Raw genomic sequence first — 20,926 nt, forward strand, 5'->3', positions numbered from 1 at the left:
TCGCGCCCCGTGGAAAAGGTATGGCGCGAGCCCTACGACGGAGGTCGCGAACGTGCGGCCGCGGCTGCCGGAGCGGCCCTGCCGAGCCGGGAGCGGTGGTGGGTCCGCGCCTTGGACGGGGAACGCCGCGCTAGCCGGCCGCCTCGACCGGGGGGGTGACGTCGGCGCCGGGGGAGTCGGCGCCCTTGGCCGCCGAGCCCGCCCTGGAGGTGACCGCGTGGCCGCCGAACTGGTTGCGCAGGGCCGCGACGACCTTCATCGCCGGCGAGTCGTCCTGGCGGGAGGCGAACCTGGCGTACAGGGCGGCGGTGATGACCGGCAGCGGGACCGCGAGGTCGACGGCCGCCTGAACCGTCCAGCGGCCCTCGCCGGAGTCCTGCGCGTAGCCCTCGAGCTGCTCCAGAGCGGGGTCCTCCTCAAGTGCGCGGACCATCAGGTCGAGCAGCCAGGAGCGGATGACGGTGCCCTGCCGCCAGCTCTTGAAGGCGCCGGGCACGTCGGTCACGATGTCGGCGGCCTCCAGCAGTTCCCAGCCCTCGGCGAAGGCCTGCATCATGCCGTACTCGATGCCGTTGTGGACCATCTTGGCGAAGTGACCGGCACCGATCCTGCCCGCGTGGACGAAGCCGTCCTCGCCCTCGGGCTTGAGGGTCTCGAAGATCGGCATCGCCCGCTCGACGTCGGCCCTGTCGCCGCCGACCATGAGCGCGTAGCCGTTCTCCAGCCCCCAGACTCCACCGCTCACGCCGCAGTCGACGAACCCGATGCCCTTCGCGGCGAGCGCGGCGCCGTGCCTCTGGTCGTCGACGTAGTGCGAGTTGCCTCCGTCGATGAGGAGATCGCCGGGGGCCAGTACCTCGCCGAGCGCCTCGATCGTCGCCCGGGTCGGTTCCCCTGAGGGCACCATGACCCACACCGTTCGCGGCGTCTGGAGCCGCTCCGCGAGCTCCTCCAGGCCGGAGACGTCGCTGACCGCGGGATCGCGGTCGTAACCGACGACCTCGTGGCCGCCGCGGCGCAGGCGCTCAGCCATCCTGCCGCCCATCTTGCCCAGCCCGACCATGCCGATCTGCATACGAGTACCCCCTTCAGGGTTCCATCGTTCACCTACGTCAGACGTGCCCGCGCAAGCCTTACCAGCTCGGGGTTCCCGCCTACCGGTTCACCCGTGGGACCGTGGAGGACGTCCTCCAGGCCGATGCGCGTGGCCAGCCCCGACTGCCCCGCGAAGTCCAGGAGAATCCAGGTCGGCTCCTCCTCCCCGTGGAGCAGCCGAGGTCCCGGTACACCGAGCTCGGCGAGGCGGTCCAGGATCGCGCGCGCCCGGCGGACGGCCGTGTCCGCGGGGCCACCGAGGATCTCGACGAGCACCCGGGCGCACTCCAGTCCGCTCGCGGCGAGCGCGTCGGCGTCGTCTGTGGACCAGACCCCGGCCTCCACGTCCACTCCGAGCCGCCGCAGATCATGCCACAGGTCCCGGAAGCCGGGTTCCGAGAGATTCACGGACGCGAAGTCCGGCAGGTCGCCGGGGGCGAGCGCGGCCCAGCCTCGGACGGCCGCGCGCCGTGCGTCCACATCCCCGCCGGTTATCCACAACCCCGTGCTCACCCCCACGGGGAGCCCGGGGCACGCCTCGCGTACCGCGCGCACCGCCGCCCCGATGTGGACGGCGCTGAGCGACTCGCTGCCGCCCTCGTCGCGCGGATGCATGTGAACAGCGTCCGCACCCGCCTCACGGGCCTCACAGGCCGCCTCAGCGAGCTCCAGAGGGGCCAGGGGGAGGGCCGGGTGGTCGCCGGGCCTCCTGGCACCGTTCAGGCACGCCTTGAGCCACAGCGCGCCCGAGCGGGACGCCCCCGCCATCAGCTGGAGAGCCGGATGGGCATGATCAGGTAGCGGTAGTCGGGAACCTCTCCGTCGTCCACAGGCTTGCCACCGGTGAGGATGGCCGGCTTGGTGGACGTGGTCATCTGCAGGCGGGCCACGTCGGAGTCGATCGCGCCAAGGCCCTCCAGCAGGAACTGGTGGTTGAAGGCGATGTTGATGTCCTCGCCCTCGAACTCGACGGGGAGCACCTCGACGGCCTGCGCCTCGTCGCCGCTGCCCGCCTCCAGGACGACCTCGTCGCCGCGGAAGGCGAGCCGTACCGGCGTGTTGCGCTCGGCGACCAGGGCCACGCGCTTGACGGCCTCGACGAAGGCCGCCGTCGGCAGCTGCGCGCAGGCGGAGAACTCGGTGGGCAGCAGCGAGCGGTACTTGGGGAACTCGGGGTCGAGCAGCCTGGTGGTGGTGCGGCGCCCCGCGCTGGAGAAGCCGATCATGCCCTCACCGGTGCCCCCCGCGGAGCTCATCGCGATCTCGACCTCGGCGCCGGTGCCCCCCAGGGCCTTGGCCGTGTCCGCGAGGGTCCTGCCCGGGATCATCGCGATCGCCGAGAAGTCGGGCTGGTCCGGCTGCCACTTCAGCTCCCGCACGGCGAGGCGGTAACGGTCGGTCGCCGCGAGGGTGACGGTGTCCCCCTCGATCTCCACGCGCACGCCGGTGAGCATCGGCAGGGTGTCGTCCTTGCCCGCGGCCACGGCGACCTGGCCGACGGCGGAGGCGAACACGTCGCTGCCCACCCGGCCGGCGGCCGGTGGCATGGTCGGCAGCGAGGGATAGTCCTCCACAGGCATGGTCAGGAGGGTGAACCGGGCGCTGCCACAGGTGACGACCGCCTTGGCGCCCTCCACGACGAAGTCCACAGGCTGCGCGGGGAGCGCCCTGGTGATCTCGGCGAGCAGCCTGCCCGAGACGAGCACCACGCCCGCCTCTCCCGTCTGCAGTTCGAGGGTCACCTCGGCGGAGACCTCGTAGTCGAAGCCCGAGAGCTTGAGTTGCCCGTCCTCAGTGACCTCAAGACGCATGCCGGCCAGCACCGGCACGGAGGGACGCGCCGGCAGGCTGCGCGCCGTCCATGCGACCGCCTCAGCGAGCACGTCTCGGTCGACCCGGAACATCACGTGGATCTGCCTCCTGTGTATCGAGCGCCGTCCGCTCGGTGCCTGGGGTTCAAGTGTTCACTGTCTGGAGCCTGAGCTCTCCCGGAACCCCTCTTATGGCTCTTGGGTTTCCTAGTAGAGATACAAGTGGCCATCGTATTAGGGGGTGTGGATACTGTGGAAAGCCATTGTTTCCGCAGGTCAAGTGCGGTTTTTTCATCCACCGGGGCTGTGGGCGCCCGCTGTGGACAACTCTTGGGGCTGGGGAGAACCGCGGAGTACCCACAGGCCGTCCCCAGATTCGGCGCGCTCTGTCCACCGGTTATCCACGAGGTTTCCCCAGGTTATCCACCGGGTATGAGGTCGGTTTGTCCTTGTGGAAAACTCTGTTCACAGGGCGTCCCCAGGTTGTCCACGGGTTACCCACAGGTTGTCCCCAACTTCTCCCCAGAGTTGTCCACAGTCCCAGAACAGGGTTCGGACCGGCTCGTTTGCTGATGATCATGGGTGGACGCCCCGGAGCCTTCCCCGCCCTCGCGAATCGTTGATCCACAAGGTTTTCCACAGCCTGTGCATCACGGGGTGAAAAACCTCAGCCATTACGGGACTGCTGCTTGATCCTGGTGGTGAGTTCGTTGACCTGGTTGTAGATCGAGCGGCGCTCGGCCATCAGGGAGCGGATCTTCCGGTCGGCGTGCATGACCGTGGTGTGGTCGCGGCCGCCGAACTGCTGACCGATCTTCGGGAGCGACATGTCGGTCAACTCCCGGCACAGGTACATGGCGATCTGGCGGGCGGTGACCAGGACGCGTGAACGCGACCCGCCGCACAGGTCGTCGATCGACAGGCCGAAGTAGGCGGCGGTGGAGGCCATGATCGTGGCGACCGTTATCTCGGACCCGGCGTCCTCGGTGATCAGGTCCTTGAGCACGACCTCGGTGAGCTGCAGATCGACCGACTGCCGGTTGAGGCTGGCGAACGCGGTCACCCTTATCAGGGCACCCTCCAGCTCGCGGATGTTGGTGGAGATGCGGCTGGCGATGTACTCCAGCACCTCGGGCGGCGCGGCCAGGCCCTCCTGGATCGCCTTCTTGCGCAGAATCGCGATGCGTGTCTCCAGCTCGGGCGGCTGGACGTCGGTGATCAGGCCCCACTCGAACCGGTTGCGGAGCCGGTCCTCCAGCGTGACCAGCTGTTTCGGCGCCCGGTCGCTGGAGATGACGATCTGTTTGTTGGAGTTGTGCAGGGTGTTGAAGGTGTGGAAGAACTCCTCCTGCGTCTGCTCCTTGCCCTCCAGGAACTGGATGTCGTCCACCAGCAGGATGTCCACGGCCCGGTAGCGGCCCCGGAAGTTGTCGGCCTTGTGGTCGCGGATGGAGTTGATGAAGTCGTTGGTGAACTCCTCGGAGCTCACGTACCGCACCCGCGCGCCGTCGTACAGGCTCTGGGCGTAGTGGCCGATCGCGTGCAGCAGGTGGGTCTTGCCCAGACCCGAGTCGCCGTAGATGAACAGCGGGTTGTACGCCTTGGCGGGCGCCTCGGCCACCGCGACCGCGGCCGCGTGGGCGAAACGGTTGCTGGAGCCGATGACGAAGGTCTCGAAGGTGTATTTCGGGTTCAGCCGGGCGGGCTCGCCCTGCGTCCGGCTCCCGCGGCTGTCCCACCTGTTCGGTACGCCGCCCGCACCGGGCACCGCGGGCGCGCCGCGGTCGAAGGAGTCGGGCTCGGGACGCGGCGAGGGCGCGGTGTAGCCGCCGCGGTTGTATCCGGGGCTCGGTTCCCCCGGCGAGGGAGCCTGGGACGGCTCCGAGGGGCGGTACGGCTGGGAGGATTCCTCGCCCTGCTGGTACGGGTAGGAGAACGGCTGGGCCTGTGGATATTCGGTGGACGGCTGGGCGGCTGGGTTACCCCCCTGATAGGGGGGATGGGGCACCGAACCCCCGTGGTGCTGGGGATTGGCCGGTTGTGCATAACCCTGCTGGGCCCCGCCGGCCTGTGCATAACCCTGCGGTTGCGCCTGGGGATAAGGGTCCTGGCGGGAGGGGAGTCCAGGCTCGGGGCCCGCCGCGCTGGGGTCGACCATGACCGCCACCCGCATCGGGCGGCCGAACTCCTGGGAGAGCGCGTGACTGATAAGCGGACGAAGCTTGTTCTCCAGAACATCTCTGGCGAAATCCGTGGGTGCGGCGAGCACCACCGTGTCGTTCATGAGGCCGAAGGGCCGGGTCATGTTGAGCCAGACCCGCTGCTGAGACGGGACGTTCTCGTTCAGGGAGTTCTCCAGCGCCCTCGCCCAGACCGCGCTGAGGTCCGTTCCGTCCATGGCTCGGCTCCCCTCCTCCCGACGCGGCCCCCGCTGGCCTACCGCGATCTGTTTATCCACATCGATGGCCGCCGGAAGCACCGGATCTCGCCGTTGTCCACACGCCGGGCGTCTCGTGGCACCTTCGTGGGCACCGTTCGATATCCACACCGAATCCACAGGCTGTGCACAGTCTGTTACCCGCGGTCCGACGCGTCCTCGCAGTGGAGAGAGGGTTTGGAAGGGCCGAGGGTAGCCCTGTCCACAGCTGTGTACAAGACGTTGTCCACAGCCTAGTGGCAGTACGGGGGGGACAGAGTGCACATCCTGTGGACGGCGGGGCGCCGGTGGAAAACGTGCCTGTGGAAAGGTGGATAACCTGTATTCGCGTGCTCCAGGATGTTCTCCGGTTTGACCTGGGACGCGCCTGCCCCGTAACGTACGACGGTCGGCTTGCCACGCGGCGGCTATTTCGCATGCCCCGCATCCGGCAGGCCAGCCACTGTCGAGCGTCCCCATGTGCTGGGGATGCGTCTTGAGCCTGGAGCCCACTCGTGAGCAAGCGTACTTTCCAGCCGAACAACCGCCGTCGTGCGAAGACCCACGGCTTCCGGCTCCGCATGCGCACCCGCGCCGGCCGCGCCATTCTTGCCGCTCGCCGTCGCAAGGGCCGCGCCGAGCTCTCCGCCTGACGCATCCGTTGCGCCCGGTCCGCCGGGCCAAGGCAGCAGAGCCCGTCGCCCGTCGGCAGCGATGCCGACGGGCGACAGGCGTACCTGCCCAGGGTCACGAAGATCTCTCGTGTTGCCGTCCGGGTCCCGCATGCGCCGGGGCGACGATTTCGCCGGCGCGATCAGAAGGGGAAGCCGAGCAGGCCGCCCCACCCTGGTCGCGCACTTTGGCATGCGCCCTGACACTGACGATCCCCCCCTGGTCGGATTCGTGGTGAGTCGCGCCGTGGGAGGCGCGGTCATCAGAAATCGGGTCAAACGTCAGTTGCGACACCTCATGCGAGACCGTCTCGACCGGCTTCCGCGAGGTAGCCTGCTTGTTGTACGCGCCAATCCACCGGCCGCGTCCGCGCGAAGCGAGCGCATTGCCGCCGAACTCGACGTCGCGCTGGATCGTTTACTCAGGCGGCTAGAGCCCCCGGGGGCTCGCATGGATGGGCGATGATGACGGCGCAGCAGATCGCCGGGATTTCTCCGGCTGCCAGGATCCTGATGGCTCCGATCCGGTTCTACCGGGCCTTCGTGAGCCCTTTGCTGGGTCCCCGTTGCCGTTTCCACCCCTCGTGCAGTGCCTATGGCCTCGAAGCCGTAGCTGTTCACGGCGCGCTACGCGGCACATGGTTGACGATCCGGAGAATCGGGCGTTGCCACCCATTCCATCCCGGAGGCTTTGACCCGGTTCCCCCGGGCCGGTCCGACGAAACGCAAGGGAGCTAGCTCGGTGGAGCTGTCCTGGCTGAACTGGCTTTACACGGCCGTCGCCCAAGTGATCACCTGGATTCACGAGGGCTACAGCACCTTCATCCCGAGGAACAGCGGGCTCAACTGGGCGCTGACCATCATCACGCTCACCGTGCTGATGCGGCTGTTGATCTTCCCGCTCTTCCTCAAGCAGATGCGCTCCTCGAAGAAGATGCAGGAACTGGCGCCAAAGGTCCAGGAGATCCGCAAACGCTACAAGAACGACAAGCAGCGGATGAACCAGGAGGTCATGGCGCTGTACCAGGGGCAGGGCGCCAACCCGCTGGGTGGCTGCCTGCCGATTCTGGCGCAGTTCCCGATCTTCATCTCGATGTTCACCGTGCTCCAGGCCATGGCCAACAGCCCGGTTCCCAAGTTCGGCATGACCCAGCAGCTGATGGACAGCGCCAGGGCGGCCCACATCTTCGGCGCGCCGATCCCGGCGACCTTCTTCACCAGTGCGAACGACATCATCGCGCTGAATGCCGACCCCATCGTCACCAAGGTCGTTCTCGCCGTCTTCGTGGCGATCAGCTCGCTGACCACCTTCCTTACCGTCCGGCAGAGCGTGACCCGCTCGATGGCCCAGATGCCGGACAACCCGATGGCGCAGCAGCAGAAGATCCTGATGTACGTCTCGCCGCTGTTCGCCATCTTCTCGCTGAACTTCCCCCTGGGCCTGATCCTCTACTGGGTCACCACGAACCTCTGGACCCTCGGCCAGCAGCACTGGTTCTACAGCCGCAACCCCTCCCCGGTGGTCGACGCGAAGGGCAACGTCACGACCCCCGAGCCCAAGCCGAGCCTGCTGAGCAAGGTCAAGAAGACCGTCCCCGAGCCTGAGGCGCCGCCCGCGCCGGAGCCCAAGGTGGTTCGCCAGCAGCCCACCCGCCAGCCCCGCAGCAAGCGGACCGGTAGCAAGAAGTCCTGACGTCTCATCCCGACAGCACGAAGGAGTGGCCGGACGTGACCGAGGCCGAGGCCGAGAGGGAGCCCGCGAAGGCGGCTCCCGATCTCGCCGCCCTGGAGCAGGAAGGCGAGATCGCGGCGGATTACGTCGAGGGTCTGCTCGACATCGCCGACATCGACGGTGACATCGACATGGATGTCGAAGGTGATCGCGCCGTGGTGTCGGTGGTCGATATCAAGGGCGGTGATCTGGTCGGCCCCAACGGCGAGGTGCTGGAGGCCATCCAGGAATTGACGCGTCTCGCGGTCCACCGCCAGACGGGTGAGCGGTCGCGTCTGATGCTCGACATCGGCGGCTACCGCGACCGCCGCCGGAGCGAGCTGAGCGAGCTCGGCACCAAGATCGCTGCGGACGTCAAGCGGGATGGCGAGCCCAAGTCGCTGCAGCCGATGACCCCGTTCGAGCGGAAGATCGTGCATGACGCCGTCGCGGCGGCGGGCCTGCGGAGCGAGTCCGAGGGCGAGGAGCCCCGCCGTTTCGTGGTGGTCCTCCCCGTCTAGCGACGGCGCGGACGGGCAGAGGCCGCCGCCCCTGGTTCTTCCAGGGGCGGCGGCCTTTTTCGCGGCCTGTTCCGTACGATGTCGGCGGTGGCATACGAGTTCGGGGCCCGCGCCGTGCGGTGCCGTCGAGGCGGGCCGTTAGCCTTAAGACCGGCCTGACCCCGACATTTCCGAGGGAAGAGTGAGCGTCGAGTGAGTGACCAGATCCCTGAGCCGCCCGAGGTCGCGCGCGAGGTGTTCGCCGGTGACGCCTGGGCCAGGGCGGAGGCGTTCGCGGAACTGCTGGCCGGCCCCGGGGTGGTGCGCGGGCTGCTCGGTCCGCGGGAGGTACCGCGCATCTGGGACCGCCACCTGCTCAACTGCGCGGTGGTCGCCGAGGCGGTGCCCGCAGGCGCGCGCCTGGTCGACATCGGTTCCGGTGCCGGACTGCCGGGCCTGGTCCTGGCGATCGTACGGCCGGACATCACCGTCACCCTCCTGGAGCCGCTCCTTCGCCGGACGGTCTTCCTGGAGGAGTGCGTGGAGTCGCTGAAGCTCGGCAACGTCGAGGTGTTGCGCGGCCGGGCGGAGGAGTTCGCGGGCAGGCGGGAGTTCGACGTCGCCTCCGCCCGTGCGGTGGCACCGCTCGACCGCCTGCTGAAGTGGGCGCTTCCCCTGCTGCGCGAGGGGGGCGAACTGCTGGCCATGAAGGGCGAGCGTGCCGCGGAGGAATTGGCGGACGCCGAACGGCAATTGCGGTCGAGTGGGGTTCAAACCGCTGAGCTCACATCGGTCGGGCACGGTAAGGTCGAGCCGCCCACAACTCTCATCCGGGTGGTCGCCGGTCGAGCTCCAGAAGGAGCGCGGAAGACCGCTCGCCGGAAGGATCGCGCCTCGCGAGGCAGGTAGCGCGAGGCCAGTAGACAAACCGAGCAAAGCGAGTACGAGGCCAGTGGACGACCGTACAGGTGCGATTGCCAGCGCGACGAGCGGTCTCGGCTGGCCCGAGGATCCGGCCGCTTTGCCACATGGACGCCTTTCCGGTCTGGGTTGGCCGGCACCGGCTCCCGGTGCCGTAGTCAGGCCGGTTGAAAGGACGACGACCGTGACCCAGACCCCCCTTAATCCCGGCGACTCGCCGCTGGTACGAGAGGCACTCAGCTCAGTGGTTTCACGTGAAACATCGACCCGGAAGACCGCCGCTCCCGGAGGTTCCACCGGGGTCCGAGATGGAGATTGGCCCCGCCCTCCCAAAACCCGGATCTTCACCGTCGCCAACCAGAAGGGCGGCGTCGGTAAGACCACCACGTCGGTCAACCTGGCGGCAGCGCTGTCCATGCATGGCCAGCGGGTGCTCGTGGTCGACCTCGACCCCCAGGGCAACGCCTCGACGGCCCTGGCCGTCGAGCACCGCGGCGACGTACCGGACATGTACAAGGTGCTCGTGGAGGACATGCCGCTCGCGGAGGTGGTGAAGGAGGTCCCGGACATGCCGGGGCTCTACTGTGCTCCCGCCACGATCGACCTGGCCGGTGCCGAGATCGAGTTGGTCTCCATGGTCGCCCGTGAGGCTCGCCTGCAGCGCGCGCTGACCGCGTACGACGCCGTTGAGTTCGACTACATCCTCATTGACTGCCCTCCCTCGCTCGGCCTGCTCACCGTCAACGCGTTGATGGCCGCAAACGAGTTGCTGATTCCCATCCAGTGCGAGTACTACGCGCTGGAGGGTCTTGGGCAGCTGTTGAGAAACGTGGATCTGGTCCGTGCCCATCTGAACCCCACGCTTGACCTCTCCACCATTCTCATGACGATGTACGACGGACGCACCCGCCTGGCCTCCCAGGTGGCCGACGAGGTCCGCTCCCACTTCGGCGCGACGGTGTTGAGCACGTTGATCCCCCGGAGCGTGCGCGTCTCCGAGGCCCCGAGCTACGGTCAGTCGGTCATGACGTACGACCCGGGCTCCAGCGGCGCGATGGCCTATATGGACGCCGCTCGTGAGATCGCTTATCGCGGTGTGGCCGTATGAGTACCGCGAATGAGGGCGGCATCTTGAGCCTCGGGAGGGGCAGTGAGTAAGCAGCCGAGAGGGCTGGGCAGGGGACTGGGGGCCCTCATCCCGACGGGCCCGGCCGTCGTCGCCGAGACACCCGTGTCGATGACCGTGACGATGGTCGCCCCGGAGCCGGCGGTGCCGGAGCAGCCCGGCCCCAAGCCGGTCGCGGGCGCCTACTTCCTTGAGATCCCCGTCGACGACATCGCGCCCAACCCGCGCCAGCCCCGCGACGTCTTCGACGAGGAGGCCCTGAAGGAGCTGGCCACCTCGATCGGCGAGGTCGGCCTGCTCCAGCCGGTCGTGGTGCGCGCGACAGGCGAGGGGCGCTACGAGCTGGTCATGGGCGAGCGCCGCTGGCGCGCTTCCAAGCTCGCCGGCCTCTCCGAGATCCCCGCGATCGTGCGGAGCACTCAGGAGGACAAGCTCCTGCTTGACGCGCTCATCGAGAACCTCCAGCGCGAGCAGCTCAACGCTCTGGAGGAGGCGGCGGCCTATCAGCAACTGCTCGACGACTTCGGCGCGACCCACGAGCAGCTCGCCACCCGCATCGGCCGCTCCCGCTCCCACGTGACCAACACGCTCCGCCTGCTGAAGTTGCCGCCCGGCGTGCAGCTCAGCGTCGCGGCCGGCACGATCAGCGCGGGTCACGCGCGGGCCCTGCTCCGCTTGGACGACCCCGCCGCCCAGGAGCATCTCGCCCGCAGGATCGTTGCCGAGCTGCTGTCGGTCCGCGCGGTCGAGGAGATCGTCGCCGTGGGCGACGCCAAGGCGGCTCCGGCACCGGCCCCGCGAACCCCTCGGGCGAAGCCCACCGAGGAGCCCGTCCTCCGGCAGCTGGCAGATCGTCTCTCCGACCGCTTCGAGACCCGGGTGAAGGTCGACTTCGGCCGCCGTAAGGGTCGCATCGTGGTGGAGTTCGCGACCATCGACGACCTGGAGCGCATCATCAGCACGATGGCCCCGGGATCGCTGCAGGTGCAGGAAGGATGATTTCCGGCAGGGCTCGTGAACGCGGGGTCAATGGCGCCCCCGTTGTGAGCCGGTGAATCCCGGACCCTGCTCCCCTCTCCCGGAGGGTTCTCCGCTCGAACGGCCTCCCTGTTTCACGTGAAACAGGGAGGCCGTTCTCATGTTCCCGGCGCCGCCTTCGTCCGACACCCCTCCTTGGCCGTCGTACGCCGCCGCGACGGTCGAGTGAAGCCCTCTGGTTCAATGCGCCTTGCCGCACGCGCACGCGAGGCCTCAGGGCCGTACGGCTGCCAAGTGTTCCGCCCCTGACGCCGGCGCGCCGAGGTTGGCCGGTGCGGCTCCCTGTCGCCGCGACGGAGACGGCGCCGTTTCACGTGAAACATCGAGCGGGCAGGGGTGCCGTACCGGAACGCCGAGGTTCGCATTCGGGGATGGCAGGCTCGCGCGGACGGCTGTTTCACGTGAAACAGCCGTCACTCAGGAGCCGGCCGCCTCCTGGACGGCGAGCCGGATGTCGGCGACGAAGGCGTCGATATGTTCGGGGGTGGTGTCAAAGGAGGTCACCCAGCGGACCACGTTCTCGGCCGCGTCCCAGACATGGAAGAGATAGCGCTGCTGCAACTCCGCGATGACCTTCTCCGGGAGGGCGGGAAAGACCGCGTTGGACTGCACCGGGTAACGCAGGGAGACGCCGGGGAGGTCGGCGACGCCCTCGGCCAGGCGGTGGGCCATGGCGTTCGCGTGGGCGGCGTTCTCGCGCCAGAGGTCATCGGTGAGGAGCGCGGTCAGCTGGGCGGAGACGAAGCGCATCTTGGAAGCGAGCTGCATTCCCTGCTTGCGTAGGAACGGCGTCGGGGCGTCCAGTTCGGGGCGGAGGACCACGAGCGCCTCGGCGCCCATGGCGCCGTTCTTGGTGCCGCCGAAGCTGAGCAGGTCCACGCCCGCGTCCGTGGTGAGGGAGCGGAGCGAGCAGCCGAGTTCGGCCGCCGCGTTGGCCAGCCGGGCGCCGTCCATGTGCAGGAAGAGGCCGTGCGCGTGCGCGAACTCCGCGAGCTCGGCGACCTCGTCGGCGGTGTAGCAGGTGCCACACTCGGTCACCTGGGAGATGGAGATGACCCTGGGCTGGGAGTGGTGCGCATCCCCCAGCACGGACAGCCGGCCCCGGATGTCGTCCACGGAGATTTTGCCGTCATCGGTGGGGATGGTGACCAGCTTGACACCGAGCACGCGTTCGGCCGCGCCACACTCGTTGGTGTTGATGTGGGCGGTGACCGGGCAGAGCACCGCGTCGTACGGCCGCAGCGCGAGTCCCAGTCCCACGACGTTGGCTCCGGTGCCGTTGAACATCGGGTAGACGGTCGCCTGGGGGCCGAACTCGGCGCCGAAGGCGTCTTCCATCGCGGCGGTCCAGACGTCCTCGCCGTAAGCGGGGGCGTCTCCGGTGTTCGCTTCGAGGACGGCGGTGAGCACCGCGGGGTGCACGCCCGCGTGGTTGTCACTGGCGAAGCTCTTGGGAAATGGGGTGGAGGTCAGCACACGGCCAGCGTAGGGGGACGGTCCGCTCACCGGGTACGCCCCCTGGTCCGCTCCGGCCGGCTTCCCGCCGGCCCCGGGGCTCTCGGCGGCCCTCCACCGAACCGCCGCGCTCACCCGCGTCGGGCCCTTACCGGCCCGCGATCGGCTGATGATCGGACCGGCGGCGTCCCCGCCAGGGCCGCGCTCCAGGCTCCCCGCCCGGCCCCTGTCGCGCGCTTCGGCCATTCCCAGGGGAGCGAGCGGAGGTCAGGCGCCGCGGGCGGCGGCCTGTTCGAGGAGGATCCGGCAGAGGGTGCCGAGGTCGTCGCCGGCGGCCTCCACGGCCATGGGGAGGAGGGACGTCTCGGTCATGCCGGGGGCGACGTTGACTTCGAGGAAGTGCGGCAGGCCGTCCGCGTCGACGATCAGGTCGGTGCGGGAGATGTCCCGGAGGCCGAGGGCGGTGTGCGCGGTCACGGCCATCTCGGCGCAGGCCGCGGAGACCTCGGGCGAGAGGCGGGCAGGGGCGAAGAACTCGGTGTGCCCGGCGGTGTAGCGGGCCGCGTAGTCGTACACGCCCTCGTCGGGGACGATCTCCACGGGAGGCAGGGCCACCGGCCCGTTCCCGAGGTCGACCACGGAGACGGCGACCTCGACGCCGTCGACGCAGCGTTCGATCAGCGCGGTGTCGCCGTAGGCGAAGCAGCCGACCATGGCGGCGGGAAGTTCCTCCGCGCTGCGGACTATCGACGCACCGAGCGCGGAGCCACCGCGGGACGGCTTGACGAACAGGGGCAGGCCGAGGCGCTCCACGATGCGGGCCAGCACCGCGGAGGCGCCGAGGTCATGAAAGGTCTCCTTGGGCAGCGTCACCGATTCGGGGGTGCGCAGACCGAAGGAGCGGACGACGGTCTTGGCGGTGGGCTTGTCGTAGGCGACCCGGCAGGCGTCGGGGCCGGCACCGACGTACGGGACGGAGAGGAGTTCGAGCACCGTGCGGATGGCGCCGTCCTCGCCCGCCCCGCCGTGCAGGGTGACGAAGACCGCGTCCGGCGGGTCCGCGAGCACGGAGGGAACCAGCGACGCGTCGGTGTCGCGGGTCTCCACGGAGATGCCGGCCCCTCGCAGCACCTCACTCACCCGTCGCCCCGAACGCAGTGAGACCTCCCGCTCGTAGGAGAGTCCGCCCGCCAGGACGAGCACATGGCCCAGGTCACTCATCCGACATACCTCTCGTCAAGGCCCGCTCCGAGCCTGTTCTGTCGCTCTCGTCGCGCATGGCCCGGCCTTCCCGGCGGACCGGATCTATCGCCGCGCACCGGCACAGGAAGTCACCGTACGGTACCGGGTGGGAGGAGATCATGCCGGTAGGTGTCCCGTCGTCACGGGACACCTACCGTGCGGCATGGTTACGCGAGATCGGGGCCCGGGGTGTCGACCCCGACGCGGTCCGGAGACGAGCCGGTTCCGAACGTGTCGCGGACACGGAGCTCCTGCTCGATCACCCCGGCCAGGCGGCGGACGCCCTCGCGGATGCGGTCGGGCTCCGGATAGCAGTAGGAGAGCCGCATGTTCCGCGCGCCGCTGCCGTCGGCGAAGAAACCGGTGCCCGGTACGAAGGCCACCCGTTCGGCGACCGCGCGGGGCAGCAGGGCCTTGGAGTCGAGCCCCTCGGGGAGGGTGGCCCAGACGAAGAACCCGCCCGCGGGGCGGGTCCAGGTGACGCCGGCGGGCATCAGGGCCTCCAGCGAGGCGAGCATGGTGTCGCGGCGCTCGCGGTAGAGCTCTCTGAACGACTTGATCTGCTCGCGCCAGGGCTGGGTGGCGAGATACTGGCCGACGGCCAGCTGGGTGAAGGAGGAGTGCGAAAGGACCGCGGACTCCATCGCCAGCACCAGCTTCTCGCGGATGGCGTGCGGGGCGAGCGCCCAGCCGACCCGGAAGCCGGGGGCCAGGGTCTTGGAGAACGAGCCGAGATAGACCACGCCTTCGGCGTTGTCGGCGCGGAGCGTCCGCATGGGCTCGCCGTCGAAGCCGAGCATGCCGTACGGGTTGTCTTCGACGATCAGCACGTCGGCCCGCTGGCAGATCTCCAGGACCTGCTGCCTGCGCACGGCGTTGAGCGTCACCCCGGCGGGGTTCTGGAACGTGGGGATCGTGTAGAGGAACTTGATCCGATTGCCCGCGCTCTTCAGCGCGTAGATGGTCTGGGCCAGCGACTCGGGGACGATTCCCTCGCTGTCCATCGCGACGTGGATGACATTGGCCTGGTAGGCGGAGAACGTGCCCAGGGCTCCGACGTAGGAGGGCCCCTCGGCGAGCACGACGTCACCCGGGTCGATGAAGATCCGGGTGATCAGGTCGAGGGCCTGCTGGGAGCCGACGGTCACGACGACGTCGTCGGCGTTGGCCTCGATGCCCTCCGGCCGCATGACGTCGCAGATCTGCTCGCGCAGGTGCGGGTCGCCCTGACCGGAGCCGTACTGGAGCGCGACGGTACCGCGCCTGGCGACCAGGTCGGCGACCAGCTCCCCCACCACGTCCAGGGGCAGGGCGGTGACGTACGGCATTCCGCCGGCGAGCGAGACCACCTCGGGCCTCGACGCGACGGAGAAAAGAGCTCGAATCTCGGAGGCGACCATCCCGGTTGCTCGTGCCGCGTACCGGTCGACGTAGGCGTCGATACGCGATCCCTGGGTCGGAGCGATGGCCTGACCGTGATCTTTATCCTGGGGCACGGTCCACCTCCTAAATTGTGTGGCGCATAAAGCGCTCATATTAGAGAAACCAGGTTACGTCAGAGGTCGTAGTCATCTGCGTGTGGGGATGGGACCTCCTGAAACCAAGACCCGCACTGAGCTACGATGCCAGCTGGAGACGCCGTTTTCGCGCGTTTTTCGCCATGGCTTGCACTCGTCTCGCCAGGATTGGGGCCAACAGGTGTCGCGTCGGCTGGCAAACGTCACCCTCGACAATCTCGACGACCTGCCGCGCCGCTGCCGCCGGTGCGTCTTCTGGGAGCTCGATCCCGTCAACGCGGATCGGGCGGTGAAGGCCGGTGATCCGGGGCTGGAGAAGGAGGCCTGGATCTCCTCCACGCTGCTGGAGTGGGGAAGCTGCGGCAAGATCGTCTACGTGGACGGGGTGGCGGCCGGTTTCGTGCTCTACGCGCCGCCGCACTACGTGCCGCGCTCGGTGGCCTTCCCGACCTCGCCGGTCAGCGCGGACGCGGTGCTGCTGATGACCGCGCACATCATCCCCGAGTTCTCCGGGGGCGGCCTGGGCCGGATGCTGGTCCAGGGCGTGGCCAAGGACCTGACCCGGCGCGGGGTGCGGGCGATCGAGGCGTTCGGCGACCTGAAGTGGGAGCAGCCGGGCGCGTGCCTGATGCCCGCCGACTACCTGCTCTCCGTGGGTTTCAAGACGGTCCGTCCGCACCTGCGCTTCCCCCGCCTCCGCCTGGAGCTCAAGAACGCCGTCTCGTGGCGTGAGGACGTCGAGGTGGCACTGGAGAGGCTCCTTGGGAGCATGAGTCCGGAGAGGGCCCTGCGGCCCGTCTGAGATCCCCTGGAGCCCGTACGGCGCCACCTTGGAGTCCGTGCGTCCCTTCTTGCCCACGATCTGGGAGCCGAGACCCGGTACGCCCGGCGCATGTGAAAGCCCCCCGCGGTGAGGCGGGGGGCTTTCTGTGGGTGGGTGTGCCGCTCGGAAGCGGGTGATACGGCGGGCGCCGTGGGGGGCGGCCGGCCGCAGGGGGCCTAGATGATGCCCTCGAGCTCGCGAAGCAGCATGGCCTTCGGCTTGGCACCGATGATCTGCTTCACAACCTCTCCGTTCTTATAGACGTTCAGGGTGGGAATCTGGAGTACGCCGTAATTTGTGGCCGTTGCCGGATTCTCATCGACATTCAGCTTGACGATGGTGAGCTTCTCGGCCTGCTCGCCGGCGATCTCCTCCAGGATCGGCGCCACCTGCCGGCACGGGCCGCACCACTCGGCCCAGAAGTCGACGATCACAGGCTTGTCGCTCTTGAGGACGTCGGCCTCGAAGCTGGCGTCGGTCACGTGCTTGATGGTCCCCAATGTCCTACTCTCCCTCTGTCCTGATGGGTGGCTGATACCTGATGTCCGTCTCGCGGGCCGGCGTCACTCGCCGGCGTGCTCGGCCAGCCAGCGCTCGGAGTCGAGCGAGGCGGCGCAGCCGGTGCCCGCGGCGGTGATCGCCTGCCGGTAGGTGTGGTCGACGACGTCGCCGGCGGCGAAGACGCCGTCGAGGTTGGTGCGGGTCGAGGGGGCGTCGACCTTGATGTAGCCCTCGTCGTCGAGCTCCACCTGGCCCTTGACGAGCTCGGTGCGGGGGTCGTGCCCGATCGCGATGAACAGGCCGGTGGCCGCCAGCTCGGACTCCTCGCCGGTCTTGAGGTTGCGCAGGCGCACCCCGCTCACCTTGTTCTCGCCCAGCACGTCGACGACCTCGCTGTCCCAGACGAAGCGGATCTTCTCGTTCGCGAACGCGCGGTCCTGCATGATCTTGCTGGCGCGCAGCTCGTCGCGGCGGTGCACGACGGTCACCGAGGAGGCGAACCGGGTGAGGAAGGTGGCCTCCTCCATGGCGGTGTCGCCGCCGCCCACGACCACGATGTCCTGGCCGCGGAAGAAGAAGCCGTCACAGGTGGCGCACCAGGACACGCCGTGGCCGGACAGGCGCTTCTCGTTGGGCACGCCCAGCTCGCGGTAGCCGGAACCGGTGGCCAGGATGACGGACCTGGCGTAGAAGGTGTCGGTGGCGGTCTTGACGACCTTGGGGCTGGCGGCCAGGTCGACCTCCACGACGTCGTCGGCGACCAGCTCGGCACCGAACCGCTCGGCCTGCTTGCGCAGCCCGTCCATCAGGTCGGGGCCCATGATGCCGTCGGGAAAGCCCGGGAAGTTCTCAACCTCGGTGGTGTTCATCAGGGCGCCACCGGCGGTGACGGATCCCTCGAAGACCAGTGGGTTGAGGTCGGCACGCGCGGAGTACACAGCGGATGTGTAACCGGCGGGACCCGATCCGATGATGATCACATTCCGGACGTCCATCAGTGCTCGTGCCTCTCCCTCTGTCGATGCCACCGGCGTCAACAGATCCTAGGCGCAGCTGATTCCCGCCCGGTGCACCGACGATCCGCAGGTGGAAGAACGGGAAGGCCCGGCACGGACGAATCCGTGCCGGGCCTTCCCGGAAAGGGCGAGGGCGCTACCCGCGGCCGCTCTCCCCGATCACTTCCAGCGTGCGAGGCCGGGCTTGCGCACGTTGTCGCACTGCGGGCCCACGACGTGGACACGCACGGTGTTCTTGGCCTGGTTCTGCCAGAAGAGCAGGATGTTGGCCTCCTGCCCGTTGTAGAACCCCTGGTCCACGGCGAAGGGTGACTTACCGATCTCCGCCGAGACCTGCTGGACACACTTGTCGATCCCGGACTTGTCAGTCGTGCTGGCGATGGTCGCGGGGCCGATGTAGTTGAGCAGCGAGCCGCGGAGCTCGGCGTCGGTGTAGTTCCAGTTGCTGTCGGTCAGCGCGTACTGGACCGTGTCACTCGGCGCGGGCTGGACGGCGAGAGGACTTGGGGCCGGGCCGGACGCGGTGAGCGTCCCGGTCGCCAGCACGGTCGCGCCGATCACCGCCGCCGCCGCGCCCACCGCCGCGGCGGGCATCGCCCACCGGCGCCGCCGGGTCGCCCGCCGGGGCGCGCCATGACGTCTGGCCGGGCCCGCGGGGTTCACCGGGTTCGCCGGGATCACGGTGCCGTCGTCGCCGACGACCCCCAGCCGCACGGCCGGCTCAGGCTCCTGCTCGGGAAGAGGTGCTCTCTCCCACGGCGCCGGTTCGGCGGGAGATCCCGTCTCCCACGGCGCGTCACGCATTATGTCGTCCCAGGCCGGTGCTTCCACCAGCCCCACTCCACCTCCACGGAAGCTCTCGGCCTCGGCGGCCAGCGCACGGTCGATTCTCAGCGCGACTCCCATCGGCATCGCCGGTGTGGGCGTCGCCGCGAGCATCTCGCGGACCGCTGCGAGGTCGGCGAGACTTTCGCCACAGGGATCGCAGATCGCGAGATGTTCGCGTACCTGCACGGCCGTGGCGGCGTCGAGGAGTCCCTCGGCCAGTTCGGCCAAGATCTCCAGGTCGTAGTGCGTATCACCCGTCACGAAGTTGTGCTCCCTTCGCGGATGAGACGCGAGACAGGTCTGATCGGTTCCGCAAATGGGAAAGAATCGGGGCGAGTTTCGCCCGGCCGCGCGCGCACCGGCTCTTCACCGTGCCGCTCGGCACCTCAAGCACCTGGGCCGCGTCCTCGATCGAGTAGCCCATCATGTCCACGAGCACCAGCGCGGCGCGCTGGTCGGAGGGCAACAGCTTCAGAGCCGCGGAGACCTCCATGGAGACCTCGCGCTCGGCCGTCTGGTCGAGCATCGGGGTGTCACGCTCCGCGGCCTCGACGAGCTCGTCGTCGGCCACCGGACGTACCGATTTCCTGCGCATGCGGTCGAGGCAGGCATTGACCACGATGCGGTGGAGCCACGTGGTCACCGCCGCCTCGCCGCGGAAACTCCCGGCCTTGCGGTAGGCCGAGACGAAGGCGTCCTGAACGGCGTCGGCCGCCTCGTCGGGGTCGCCCAGCGTGCGCAGGGCGACCGCCCACATGCGGTCTCGATGTCGCTTGACTATCTCACTGAAGGCGTGCGGATCCCCGGCGATGTGCCGGGTGAGCAGGTCGGCGTCGGACACGGGGGCCTTCGCCGTCTGCTGGTCCGCCGCTGGCGGGGTCTCGGGTGGGGAATTCACAAGGAGAGTCCTGCTATACCGGTCCGGGGAGAACACCACTACGGGATAGATGGTGCCACGGATTCTCCGATGATCTGCAAGAAGCCACGTAAAACAGATCAAATCGCGCTGATGTCACTTGGTCGTGAGGACCTTTATCTCCTGCACCTGGCCGCGGAACTTCCCCTGGTAGGTGGGCAGCTTGGTGAACCAGACGAGCACGTAGCGGCCCTTCCCCGGGCTCTCCGCGGTGTACGTCTTCTTGCCGGAGAGCCCGCTGAACTTCTCGACCGAGGTCAGGGCGTCGAGGGCGGCCGAGTCACCGATCCTGAGCTCCGCGGCGCCGCCCGAGGTGCCGCCGAAGTCGATCGAGACCTGCTTGATCGGAATGCTCTCGCCCATGTCCAGCAGCAGGCCGACACCGTTCTTGAGCCGCCCGAAGTCGGCGGAGTCGTACGTCTCGGAGTGCCAGTCGGTGGAATCCTTGCCGTCGACCGCGGCCGAGGCCCACCTGCTGCCCTCCTCCTGGTCGCCCAGCGGGTCGAAGCCGATGACCGAGGAGGGCTTCACCTCGCGGGTGGCGACGGCCACGGTCGGCGTGGGAGTGGCGCTCTGCTCGCCGGTGACCGGGGTGCCGGCGTTGCCGATGCTGCGGCCGAGCGTCCAGGCGCCCAGGCCGACGGCCGCCATCACCAGCAGCACGACGACGGTCATGGCGACCTTGTTGAGCATCCCGCCACCCGCCTGGCGGGGCATCGGACGGGGCTGGTGCTGGGGTGGGGGCGTGTGCTGCTGGGGCGCCGCGGTGTCGATGCCCTCGGAGCGGGAGGAGGCCACCGGAAGCACCGTCATCGGCATCGGCGTCGGCATCGGCAGCGGGCTGGGCCGCGACACCGAGGCCAGCGCCTCGGCGAGTTCGGCGGGTGTGGTCAGCGGGTCGGCCCCGCGCCTGGTCTCCGGCAGCATCGCCCGGCAGACGATGGTGTCGAGGTAGCCGGGAACACCCGCGGTGACCTGGCGCGGCGTGCAGAAGTGCCCGTCGTCCATGGGCGCGACGGGCAGGCCGCCGCTGTCGTGCTCCTCACCCGGCCAGTGGCCGGTCAGCCCGGCGTACAGCAGGCGGCCGAGGCCCTCGGCGTCCTCGCGGGCACCGTCGTCGCTCGTCACGTCGTTCAGGACGGCGTCGACACCCAGGCCGAGCAGCTTGACGGTGCTGCCCGCCGTCCAGACCAGGTGCTCGGGGGTCAGGCAGAGGTGGGAGAGGTTCGCCTCGTGCGCGTGAGCCAGCGCCTCGGCGGCCTCGGCGACCATCGCGGCGGGCCCCCCCGGGGGGGGGGGGGCGCCCCCGCGCAATTGGCCGCATGGGTAAACCCCAACC

General features: G+C 68.9%; 21 protein-coding genes. 9 read left to right on the top strand and 12 right to left on the bottom strand.

Going from position 1 to position 20,926, the window contains the following annotated elements:
- Positions 1–130 precede the first annotated feature (130 nt).
- The 4 genes from gnd to dnaA form a co-directional block, all read right to left on the bottom strand.
- Positions 131–1,075 (bottom strand): phosphogluconate dehydrogenase (NAD(+)-dependent, decarboxylating), encoded by a 945-nt coding sequence (gnd, locus tag ABZU75_RS17840; RefSeq protein WP_350913738.1) that lies wholly within the window; start codon positions 1,073–1,075, stop codon positions 131–133.
- 32 nt (positions 1,076–1,107) lie between these two features.
- Positions 1,108–1,863, bottom strand: coding sequence for a 3-keto-5-aminohexanoate cleavage protein (locus tag ABZU75_RS17845; protein WP_355555184.1), 756 nt, complete (start codon positions 1,861–1,863; stop codon positions 1,108–1,110).
- Entirely contained in the window at positions 1,863–3,002 is a 1,140-nt protein-coding gene (gene dnaN / locus ABZU75_RS17850; RefSeq protein ID WP_355555186.1) for a DNA polymerase III subunit beta, read from the bottom strand. The genes ABZU75_RS17845 and dnaN overlap by 1 nt, the downstream gene beginning before the upstream one ends.
- Positions 3,003–3,573: 571 nt before the next feature.
- Positions 3,574–5,304, bottom strand: coding sequence for a chromosomal replication initiator protein DnaA (gene dnaA / locus ABZU75_RS17855; RefSeq protein ID WP_355555188.1), 1,731 nt, complete (start codon positions 5,302–5,304; stop codon positions 3,574–3,576).
- Between the two features lie 533 nt (positions 5,305–5,837).
- On the opposite strand from dnaA, the gene rpmH reads away from it, so the two are divergent.
- The 8 genes from rpmH (at position 5,838) to ABZU75_RS17895 (ending at position 11,250) form a co-directional block, all read left to right on the top strand.
- A complete protein-coding gene (gene rpmH / locus ABZU75_RS17860) occupies positions 5,838–5,975 on the top strand; it encodes a 50S ribosomal protein L34 (protein ID WP_010849920.1) in 138 nt (45 codons plus the stop codon).
- A 61-nt stretch (positions 5,976–6,036) separates the two neighbouring features.
- Positions 6,037–6,459 (top strand): ribonuclease P protein component, encoded by a 423-nt coding sequence (gene rnpA, locus ABZU75_RS17865; RefSeq protein ID WP_350956037.1) that lies wholly within the window; start codon positions 6,037–6,039, stop codon positions 6,457–6,459.
- On the top strand, positions 6,456–6,731 hold the full coding sequence (yidD, locus tag ABZU75_RS17870) for a membrane protein insertion efficiency factor YidD (protein ID WP_343970413.1): 276 nt from the start codon (positions 6,456–6,458) through the stop codon (positions 6,729–6,731). The genes rnpA and yidD overlap by 4 nt, the downstream gene beginning before the upstream one ends.
- A 4-nt stretch (positions 6,732–6,735) precedes the next feature.
- A complete protein-coding gene (gene yidC, locus ABZU75_RS17875; RefSeq protein WP_355555192.1) occupies positions 6,736–7,686 on the top strand; it encodes a membrane protein insertase YidC in 951 nt (316 codons plus the stop codon).
- Positions 7,687–7,721: 35 nt separating this feature from the next.
- Positions 7,722–8,225, top strand: coding sequence for a R3H domain-containing nucleic acid-binding protein (locus tag ABZU75_RS17880; protein WP_355555194.1), 504 nt, complete (start codon positions 7,722–7,724; stop codon positions 8,223–8,225).
- A gap of 192 nt (positions 8,226–8,417) precedes the next feature.
- Positions 8,418–9,113: a 16S rRNA (guanine(527)-N(7))-methyltransferase RsmG gene (gene rsmG / locus ABZU75_RS17885; RefSeq protein ID WP_350913718.1), complete on the top strand. Its 696-nt coding sequence runs from the start codon at positions 8,418–8,420 to the stop codon at positions 9,111–9,113.
- Positions 9,114–9,309: 196 nt separating this feature from the next.
- On the top strand, positions 9,310–10,233 hold the full coding sequence (locus ABZU75_RS17890; RefSeq protein WP_350913716.1) for a ParA family protein: 924 nt from the start codon (positions 9,310–9,312) through the stop codon (positions 10,231–10,233).
- A 42-nt stretch (positions 10,234–10,275) separates the two neighbouring features.
- Positions 10,276–11,250: a ParB/RepB/Spo0J family partition protein gene (locus ABZU75_RS17895; protein ID WP_350913713.1), complete on the top strand. Its 975-nt coding sequence runs from the start codon at positions 10,276–10,278 to the stop codon at positions 11,248–11,250.
- A 456-nt stretch (positions 11,251–11,706) separates the two neighbouring features.
- Here ABZU75_RS17895 and ABZU75_RS17900 read toward each other — a convergent pair whose 3' ends face one another.
- The 3 genes from ABZU75_RS17900 to ABZU75_RS17910 form a co-directional block, all read right to left on the bottom strand.
- The gene (locus ABZU75_RS17900; protein WP_355555198.1) at positions 11,707–12,765 is read right to left on the bottom strand and encodes a beta-eliminating lyase-related protein; all 1,059 of its coding nucleotides are present in this window, start codon (positions 12,763–12,765) and stop codon (positions 11,707–11,709) included.
- Between the two features lie 246 nt (positions 12,766–13,011).
- Entirely contained in the window at positions 13,012–13,965 is a 954-nt protein-coding gene (locus ABZU75_RS17905; protein WP_350913709.1) for a D-alanine--D-alanine ligase, read from the bottom strand.
- A gap of 188 nt (positions 13,966–14,153) precedes the next feature.
- Complete coding sequence (locus tag ABZU75_RS17910; protein WP_355555211.1) at positions 14,154–15,386, bottom strand: PLP-dependent aminotransferase family protein; 1,233 nt, start codon at positions 15,384–15,386, stop codon at positions 14,154–14,156.
- Positions 15,387–15,684: 298 nt separating this feature from the next.
- On the opposite strand from ABZU75_RS17910, the gene ABZU75_RS17915 reads away from it, so the two are divergent.
- The gene (locus ABZU75_RS17915; RefSeq protein WP_326646217.1) at positions 15,685–16,305 is read left to right on the top strand and encodes a GNAT family N-acetyltransferase; all 621 of its coding nucleotides are present in this window, start codon (positions 15,685–15,687) and stop codon (positions 16,303–16,305) included.
- A gap of 197 nt (positions 16,306–16,502) precedes the next feature.
- On the opposite strand, the gene trxA is transcribed toward ABZU75_RS17915, so the two are convergent.
- The 5 genes from trxA to ABZU75_RS17940 form a co-directional block, all read right to left on the bottom strand.
- Complete coding sequence (gene trxA, locus ABZU75_RS17920) at positions 16,503–16,826, bottom strand: thioredoxin (protein WP_350913707.1); 324 nt, start codon at positions 16,824–16,826, stop codon at positions 16,503–16,505.
- Between the two features lie 63 nt (positions 16,827–16,889).
- Positions 16,890–17,825, bottom strand: a complete 936-nt coding sequence (gene trxB / locus ABZU75_RS17925; RefSeq protein ID WP_355555213.1) for a thioredoxin-disulfide reductase — start codon at positions 17,823–17,825, stop codon at positions 16,890–16,892.
- A 177-nt stretch (positions 17,826–18,002) separates the two neighbouring features.
- Positions 18,003–18,932: a zf-HC2 domain-containing protein gene (locus ABZU75_RS17930; protein ID WP_355555201.1), complete on the bottom strand. Its 930-nt coding sequence runs from the start codon at positions 18,930–18,932 to the stop codon at positions 18,003–18,005.
- Positions 18,922–19,569, bottom strand: a complete 648-nt coding sequence (gene sigM / locus ABZU75_RS17935) for an RNA polymerase sigma factor SigM (protein WP_355555203.1) — start codon at positions 19,567–19,569, stop codon at positions 18,922–18,924. Before sigM ends, ABZU75_RS17930 begins: the two co-directional genes overlap by 11 nt.
- Before the next feature lie 114 nt (positions 19,570–19,683).
- Positions 19,684–20,926: serine/threonine protein kinase (locus ABZU75_RS17940; RefSeq protein WP_355555205.1), on the bottom strand; the 1,243-nt coding region annotated here is incomplete at its 5' end.

The organism is Streptosporangium sp. NPDC005286 (genome assembly GCF_040607515.1).
Lineage (GTDB): Bacteria > Actinomycetota > Actinomycetes > Streptosporangiales > Streptosporangiaceae > Streptosporangium.

Coding starts and splice junctions, on each gene's coding strand:
- gnd (WP_350913738.1), bottom strand. CDS start 1,075: ATGCAGATCGGCATGGTCGGGCTGGGCAAGATGGGCGGCAGGATGGCT.
- rnpA (WP_350956037.1), top strand. CDS start 6,037: ATGCCGACGGGCGACAGGCGTACCTGCCCAGGGTCACGAAGATCTCTC.
- dnaA (WP_355555188.1), bottom strand. CDS start 5,304: ATGGACGGAACGGACCTCAGCGCGGTCTGGGCGAGGGCGCTGGAGAAC.
- ABZU75_RS17845 (WP_355555184.1), bottom strand. CDS start 1,863: ATGGCGGGGGCGTCCCGCTCGGGCGCGCTGTGGCTCAAGGCGTGCCTG.
- yidD (WP_343970413.1), top strand. CDS start 6,456: ATGATGACGGCGCAGCAGATCGCCGGGATTTCTCCGGCTGCCAGGATC.
- ABZU75_RS17910 (WP_355555211.1), bottom strand. CDS start 15,386: ATGGTCGCCTCCGAGATTCGAGCTCTTTTCTCCGTCGCGTCGAGGCCC.
- ABZU75_RS17905 (WP_350913709.1), bottom strand. CDS start 13,965: ATGAGTGACCTGGGCCATGTGCTCGTCCTGGCGGGCGGACTCTCCTAC.